The sequence below is a fragment of the Collinsella sp. AF25-2LB genome, from assembly GCF_003458415.1.
In the GTDB taxonomy this organism is placed as follows: Bacteria; Actinomycetota; Coriobacteriia; order Coriobacteriales; family Coriobacteriaceae; genus Collinsella.
Map to the genome: position 1 here is coordinate 181,558 of NZ_QRUF01000002.1, position 7,468 is coordinate 189,025.

The 7,468-nt window shown below is 51.1% G+C and carries 5 protein-coding genes and 3 tRNA genes; 6 read left to right on the forward strand and 2 right to left on the reverse strand.

Translation table 11 applies throughout. The features are described from left to right. Positions 1-91: 91 nt before the first annotated feature. On the reverse strand, positions 92-433 hold the full coding sequence (locus DWY51_RS01970) for a hypothetical protein (RefSeq protein ID WP_035138300.1): 342 nt from the start codon (positions 431-433) through the stop codon (positions 92-94). A 265-nt stretch (positions 434-698) separates the two neighbouring features. Between DWY51_RS01970 and DWY51_RS01975 the strand changes: the two genes are divergently transcribed. From DWY51_RS01975 to DWY51_RS02005, 6 genes are all read left to right on the forward strand, one after another. Then, positions 699-1,994, forward strand: coding sequence for an ATP/GTP-binding protein (locus tag DWY51_RS01975; protein ID WP_117769680.1), 1,296 nt, complete (start codon positions 699-701; stop codon positions 1,992-1,994). Next, a complete protein-coding gene (locus tag DWY51_RS01980; protein ID WP_117769681.1) occupies positions 1,987-2,664 on the forward strand; it encodes an RloB family protein in 678 nt (225 codons plus the stop codon). The genes DWY51_RS01975 and DWY51_RS01980 overlap by 8 nt, the downstream gene beginning before the upstream one ends. Before the next feature lie 242 nt (positions 2,665-2,906). Beyond that, positions 2,907-4,256: a DUF3825 domain-containing protein gene (locus DWY51_RS01990; RefSeq protein ID WP_117769683.1), complete on the forward strand. Its 1,350-nt coding sequence runs from the start codon at positions 2,907-2,909 to the stop codon at positions 4,254-4,256. Between the two features lie 138 nt (positions 4,257-4,394). Then, positions 4,395-4,469, forward strand: a tRNA-Val gene (locus tag DWY51_RS01995). Between the two features lie 442 nt (positions 4,470-4,911). After that, complete coding sequence (locus DWY51_RS02000; RefSeq protein ID WP_117769684.1) at positions 4,912-6,066, forward strand: hypothetical protein; 1,155 nt, start codon at positions 4,912-4,914, stop codon at positions 6,064-6,066. 516 nt (positions 6,067-6,582) lie between these two features. Continuing rightward, positions 6,583-6,655: transfer RNA gene (locus DWY51_RS02005), tRNA-Ala, on the forward strand. Positions 6,656-6,865: 210 nt separating this feature from the next. Here the strand turns inward: DWY51_RS02005 and DWY51_RS02010 are convergent. Continuing rightward, positions 6,866-6,941 (reverse strand) — tRNA-Ile (locus DWY51_RS02010). Positions 6,942-7,468: the final 527 nt, after the last annotated feature.

Below are 7,468 nucleotides of genomic sequence, written 5' to 3' on the forward strand. Positions count from 1 at the left end.
GCCCTCGTCACAAGTGAATGAATGACGAGGGCAAACAGGGTTAAGGTATGACCTCCGTGTTACCTTTCAGCCCTACCCAAATTCAAATTTATTATGCTGCTTTATCAATTTGAATAGCGGGGATCCTCGATTTCTTTCTTCCTAAGCTTGTGCTGGTTCCAAAGTCGGTCTGGCCCCTTTTAGATGCAACTTTGTATTTCTCAATCTGAGTTCTATAGCCTTCAATTAGCTCCAATAAAGACTCATCGAGAAACAGCAACATTTCGCTTCCGTCATATCCCTCAGCGGTATCATCCACGAACTTGCATTCTGTTCTCGGCATATCGAAGGTGCACTTTCGGAGAAGGTTCTCAAGTATTTCTAGGCGGCGAACCAGAACGCCTGCATCATCTATAACATCCAGCCAACTGGACCCGTCCTTGCAAAACAACATTTCGTCCCTTTCGTTTTACAGCTCTGATGGACAAAAGAAATCTAAAGCCGCGTGCGGACATCATTAAAAATTGTTCTTAAAAGCAGTGTAGAAAATCAGTTTCAGACATTATGTTGTATGGACTTGCTGAGACCTTTAGTTTGAATCTCAATTTAAAGTAGATATTTGTTCGAAACTAACAAATAATGGTTTTAAAACAATATAATTTTCCTTGTTATTAAAGAATGTCTGCGGTGAATCAACTTTTTTGAAAAGGATTCTGAAGATGATCCTCAATTTTTCATTTAAGAACTTTCAGAGCTTTCGAGATGCTCAACAGTTCTCGTTTGAACCGATTTCGAGCAAAAAGGAACTTGGGCCTGTGCGAGTGGCTGCGGTTTACGGCGCAAACGCGTCAGGCAAATCAAATTTCCTAAATGCTCTTTACTTTGTCTCTTACTTTATTCGTACAGGTTATGCGGCAGGCGATGCGAATTCTCAAATACCCATCGTCCCCTTTTTACTTGACTCGGAATCGCGATCAAGTGACACAGAATTCTCGATAGATTTTATCGCTAGCAACTTAAAGTATGAGTTTTCATTTGGTGTGAACAAAAATGAGGTTACATATGAGAACCTCACTGTGTATCGATCAAAACAGCCGTCCCTTCTCTATGACCGCTCTTCGATAAACGGGGAACAGTCAATTAAATTTGGTAGTACCTTTACAGGTGCAAAAAAACAACTTTGGGATATCACGCGCAATAATTCTTTGTTCTTATCTGCCGCCGCGGCGGCTGGAAGTGATGTAATTCAACCCGCATTCGCAGCCCTTGCCAATGACATCAATCTCTATGATGCAACGCATTATCTTGCAGAGCTCGCCACCATTAAAAAGCTGTTTATCAACGATGACGCACGAGCTCAGATGCTATCTCAGCTCATTAAATATGCTGACATTGGAATTGACGGCATGGATGTCCGTCAATCGGAAGGTGTCATGGGTTTAAAAGACTCACTCATTGGACTAGATGAGATTCCGGAAGAGGCACGTAATAAAATTGCAGAAGACTTTAAATGGTCGTTTGCCTATGATCTGTTCTTCCACCACAAAGGCTCGGGAGATGGCTTTTGGCTGGACTCCGCCCATGAATCGGAGGGCACAAAAGCTGCGCTGGCGTTTTTCTCGGTTGCCTTACGCTCTTTAAGCAGTGGAGCCACAACAGTAATTGACGAGCTTGATTCGAGCCTTCATCCTACGCTCCTGCGCGACTTCGTCTCACTGTTCGCCGATCCCGACACAAATCCAAAGGGCGCGCAGCTAATCTTCTCGACCCATGATGTCACCTTGATGACGCGAACCAGCCCTATGGAAGCGGTGCTTGAACGTGACCAGGTCTGGTTTGTGGAAAAGGACTCTGAAGGTGATTCGCAATTAATTGCTGCGATGGAGTATTCGCCTCGTGCAAATGAGAATCTGGGGCGCAATTACTTAAACGGTGTCTATGTGCCGCTGCCCAACCCAAGTTTTCATCAACTTGTGGCCCAACTCATGAAGGAAGGCGCTGACATAAATGGCTAAGGCAGAAAGGAGAGGGCTTGCTCGCGGCCGCAAAAAGCAAACAAGAGCCAAAAGAAAGCGCCACCTAATTGTGTCTAATGGAAAGGTGACCGAAACCGAATACTTCAACTTCCTTATTAGTGAAATGGACGTTCGCGGAAGCGTGCGTTATCGGCATATTGACGGAGACCCCTTGAAGGTCGCCAAGCAGCTCTCGCGAGAGCTCGATTCAGATAAAAAGGCCGTTAAAGCAGGCGAAATCGAAGCATTGAGTTCCGCATGGATCGTAGTCGATTCAGATGAGTTCAGAAACCTAACCGCAGCAGAACGAGAAGCAAAGACAAAAGGAGTTAGGCTCGCGATCTCCAATCCATGCTTTGAAGTATGGCTTATCGATCATGTCTCACCATGCCCGGAAACTTTTGCATCGACGCCACAATGTGAGAAAAGAGCGCGCGACCTTGGCGTTCTAAAATCTACTGACCCCAACAGGTCCTCCGCGTCAAAGTTCAAGTCGGTAAATCTTGAAATAATTGACGGCAACAAGGGCCAGGCTTTGACCAATGCCGCAAAGCACAATACGGATGATAAACGTCGTGCAAGAGAAATGAATCCGGACAACGTTGCCGCCTATCAAGTATGGACAGACTTGCCTGATCTTGTAGATGACGTATTTGGGTCGGGTAACTAGTGTGATTCAACCCGCGTTAGGGGCAGTCTTTTAACTCAAAAAGTTGTAAACGAGGTAGCAATGCTTTGGAGCTATGTTCAGCTAGAAGACGGTACTGGTCGAGCTGCACAAGAAGATCATTCAATAGCGGACGAGGCAAATTCAACATTACCGATTTCGCTCGACGACTCTATGTCAATCGACCATGCAGTTGAGTTAACCATTACGGGCATGCCCAACGCGCTCAGGCTCTTGGAGAACTCATGATGGCGGCTACGCGGCGGAGCGCTCGTCCGTTCGCGCCGCTCGTGCTCGATGATGCCGGTTCGCTCGAAGATATGGCCGCGGCCGCGATGCGCCTGCACAGCACGCTGATGACGGTCGGGCGCTGCTATACAACCGACGCCACAGGCGACCGGGCCGCGCTTGAGCTTGGACGCGTCGAGTCCGTGCTTGCGGGTGCATTCTGTACGATATTCGGTCAATCGCCGGCCGATCGCTTCGCAGACATCTTTGACCAGGTCACCTACGTGGCCGAGCACATGGTCAAGGACCACATCTTTGAAGACGGTAACAAACGAACCAGCCTTGTCTTTGCGTTGTCCGTCTTAAGGTTCGCCGGCACTCCGGTCGAGCTGTCCGACAGCCCCGAGCCCAAAGACAACCAGTACTACGCCTGGATCCAAGACCTCGTATCCGGAAACCGCACGACCAGTGGGCTCGCCGAAGAGCTACGCCGCGGTTGCATTGCGGATATGGCCGACCCGTCGCACGTACAGAATCAAAGCATCCGCACGCCAGCTATGAGATGGATTGGACGCCACATGGAGATCCCCAACACCCTGTGCAGCAATGTATACGACTTCGCGTTTTGCCCCGAGCCCTGCTACGACCGCTTGGCCGACCTCGCCGACCCCGAGGACTGGGGTCCCGGCAACCGCATCCTCAAAAACTACCTGTCGTTTTCGTTTAGCCGCGCAGTATTTTTGACCGAGCGCGACGTGGACCAGACCGCGCCGTCCAACCTGCCGCTGGTGTTCGACGACGACCGATGCCTGTTTAACACCGGCCTGTACACGCGCCGCTACGAGACCATCTACGGCCTGTTTGAGCCCAACACCAAGCCCGACGCGCGCCAGCGCTGGTTTTTGAAGGGCTTCTTTAAGGAGAGCGACCCCATGCTGGTCTCGTTTGAGTACCTGCCGTGCCGCGTGCGCTTTGCCGAGGACCCCTCCGAGCTTGTCTTTGACTACCGCCTGCCCATCCGCTCCAACATCGACCACATTCTGGGCGACGAGGAGAACCTGACGCGCATTCCTGCTAGCCTGATGGGGGAGGACAACTCGCTGCTGCTGCGTCGCGCCTTTGAGGGGGCTGTCGTCGAGGCCGCCCGCCGCGCCGCAGCCAAATATACGCTCGCGGTGCCGCAGTTCTACGGCGGCCGGATCCAGCTACTCCTACCGCTGTGCCTGACCGGCGACAAGCCCGAGCTGGCGCTGACCATCCAACGCGAGGACGGTTTCTACGCCGCGCGCACCTGTCTCACGCTCGACATGGCCTACAACAACGCGCGACTTATCTGCCGCCCCGAAACCTCGTGGATTAAACGATAAAGGGTGATTTAGCTGCGGTTTTGCCGATTGTTTTGGTTGTTTTGACTTGGCTAGCACCCACGAATTTAAAATCGAGGGCAAAAAGTTCTTGGAAAACCTCGCGCGGCTATGTTAGTATCTCTTTTGCCGAAAGGCGACGGGCGATTGGCTCAGGGGTAGAGCATATCCTTCACACGGATGGGGTCACAAGTTCGAATCTTGTATCGCCCACCATCAAAAGCGCAGGTCAGAGGTGTTAAGCTTCTGACCTTTTTCTTTTTGACACCAAGGCTGACACCAAAAGTGACACCAAATTTTTGATTTTTATTAAAATGGGGTCCCGTTTTATATTGAGCATGTCCCCTTCACAATTCCTACACATGTATAAAAGCACCCGTACCGGCTCACGCTAGGTGACGTCATCGCACGTTTTGTGAAAAGCGTCTGCGCTCATTCCTTGAATTCTCTGCGCAATCTACGAGCAATTGTGAAGACTGAGACTAGACGCACGGCTTCACTACCTGCGCATTCCATCAATCGCGCCTGCTTTCATCACAACCCATCCCTCTTTTGGTCAGTGTTTGGTCAGCTTCCGGTACTTACCCGCATGATGCTCACCTAGATAATCAGACCCGTAAGTCACACGGCTCATGCCGGAAGCTAGGGGGAGGTCCACATGGACGAGATTGTCTGCGCAAACACCGCATTCCGTTACTGGCGCTGCCCACCGCAGGTGCGCGATCTCTACCCGCGTCTGCCCAACTCTGAAGACGGCTGGCGCGCCCTATCCCAAGCCCCTTTCGTAACCGACGTCCTCAAGACGCCAGTCATCACAGCAGCATCAACACGAAGCAACCTGCATTCCGAGACAAGACGGACCATCCGATGGAACAGCGCCTATATAGAGAAGGTTTCCATCGACACGGGTATGGGCTTTAGCGTCACAGACCCTCTTAATACGCTATACACCATGACTCGAAGCGTTTCTTCATGCGACTTGGTTCTGGCTATGTACGAGTTCTGCGGATGGTTCTCAGTTTTTAAACCATCGCCCGCGGTCGACATGGCACTTGAGCAGGCAAAATCAGAAGAAGAGCAGTACACCACAGAAAGTCTGTTTGAACTAGACGAAACACAAGACGAGGCCCCATGGAAGCGAGTCTATGCTCGGGCGCACCAGAAGGATAGTGAGAATAATCAAAGTGGGCAGCAGAATAACGGATCCGGAAATAAAGCTAACGGAAAGGGAACATCGCTCTGGATGAGAAAGCCTCTTATTGAAATAGAAGAACTGCACAGATTTGCAGCGAAGGTTAAGGGCGAGATGTGGGGAAAGCAATTCTACGAAGCCGCACAGCAGGTAATGGGTATTGCGGCATCCCCGCTAGAAGTTGCTGGAATCATGTTGCTAAGTCATCCGAGACGTGCCGGCGGAGCGGAGTTTAAAAACATATACGTCAACGACTTAACACCGCTGTCGAATTCAGCTCGGAAAATCGCAGGTCAGAAAGTCTGTTACGGCGATATCGTCATCGTAAACCCAATAACAATGAAGGCTGTGATTATCGAACTTCAAGGAGAGGTTATCCATGGATCGGGCGCTGTGCTTGACCACGATGCCTCTCGAATGACAGCATTGCAAAGCATGGGATACGACGTATTTCTTGTAACTCATGACATGCTCAATGATCACGAACAGCTTGATGCCATCATTCACAGTGTGTGTAAGCGATTGGAGTTGCGCTACAAGCCAAAAACCGAGGCGATGAGATGTGCTGAAACCAGATTACGGGCCAACGTTCTGTGCAATTGGCTTGGTATTGGTAAGTAATAATGGCCTAGTGAGCATTTTTAATACTTTATATGCTGCCAGTAATTAAGTGCCATTTTAAAACAATGCCGGTTTACTACGTTGGATTGAGGGTGGCTGAACACACCGAATTCGCCGCTCATAAAACCGCAGGTAGATAACCTGCCCGTTTTGCGAAAGCAGGCGTGAGGTCGGAAATCCGGGAATCGTCGTAGTAAACCGGTCCGTTTATGAAGCGACCAGCTGGCGCGAGCTACGCACGGTTCAGTAAATTGGCCCGAAGGCGCGGATAGAGGCTCAGACGAAACCCTCCCGCGGAAGCACCGCGGATTGCTTTGTTCTGACCGGTGGCACCTGGGTCGACATGCCGAACCCCGGGAAGGAGGGCGAGCTTGCCGCTGCCCGCGGGGCGCGCCCCGCGGGCTATTTCGGGCATCGTGTGTCTCTTCGGCCCCGCGCCGTTCCACGCACCGTAAAATCTTTTCCAAAATTGTCCTTGCATCGGCGGGGGAGTTCCCGTATAGTACTTCTTCGCACGGGGGCGTAGCTCAGCTGGGAGAGCGCTTGACTGGCAGTCAAGAGGTCAGGGGTTCGATCCCCCTCGTCTCCACCCGAGCATTGAATGAGGCTCTAACGCAAGTTGGGGCCTTTTTTCATATCTATCGATTTACGCCATGTGTTGACTGGGCAGCATCTTGGCGACATACCCATTGTTAATTACGAATATGAATGTTAATAACTTTACGTTTCTGGATGGCAAACCTAGTCTGCAGCGCCAATAACAAAGAGGCCGGGCGTAATGCCCGGCTTCGAAATACTCTGGTGGGCCCTCCGGGATTCGAACCCAGAACCCAGGGATTATGAGTCCCCTGCGCTAACCGTTGCGCCAAGAGCCCTTATGAACGGTGAATGCAATTCTAGCAAAGGCAACTCAGGCCTAATTTCTTCGCTTCACGTCGTGAAATACTACCATGCACGAGCAAGTCGCACAACGCAAGATCAAGTTCGATGCTAAACAACAGCTAATCTAGGCCCGCCGCAGATAAAAAGTGTTTTATAAAAAGTTAAGGCCTTAAATTCAGGGCTCCAAAACATTTCTGCGTGAATTCAACCTGATGCCATTTCAAAACCATGCTGGTTTACTACGACGGATCGGCGACCCCCGAGCACCGCGTGTTCTCCGTTTGCAAAACCGCAGGTAGAAAGCCCGACGGTTACACGAAAAGGCGTGCGTGGTCGAACATTCCTGATTCATCGTAGTAAACCGGCATAGTTCTGAGGCGCAGATGAGGGACGGTTCGCAATCGGACCCGATAATGGGACTGGCGACGCATAGGAAATCCGGTTGCGCGGGGAGGGTCACGTTCCGCGCGCCAATTCGGCCGGCGTACGGGCCGTGCGGGGGTCGGGCGCCCCCGCGGGC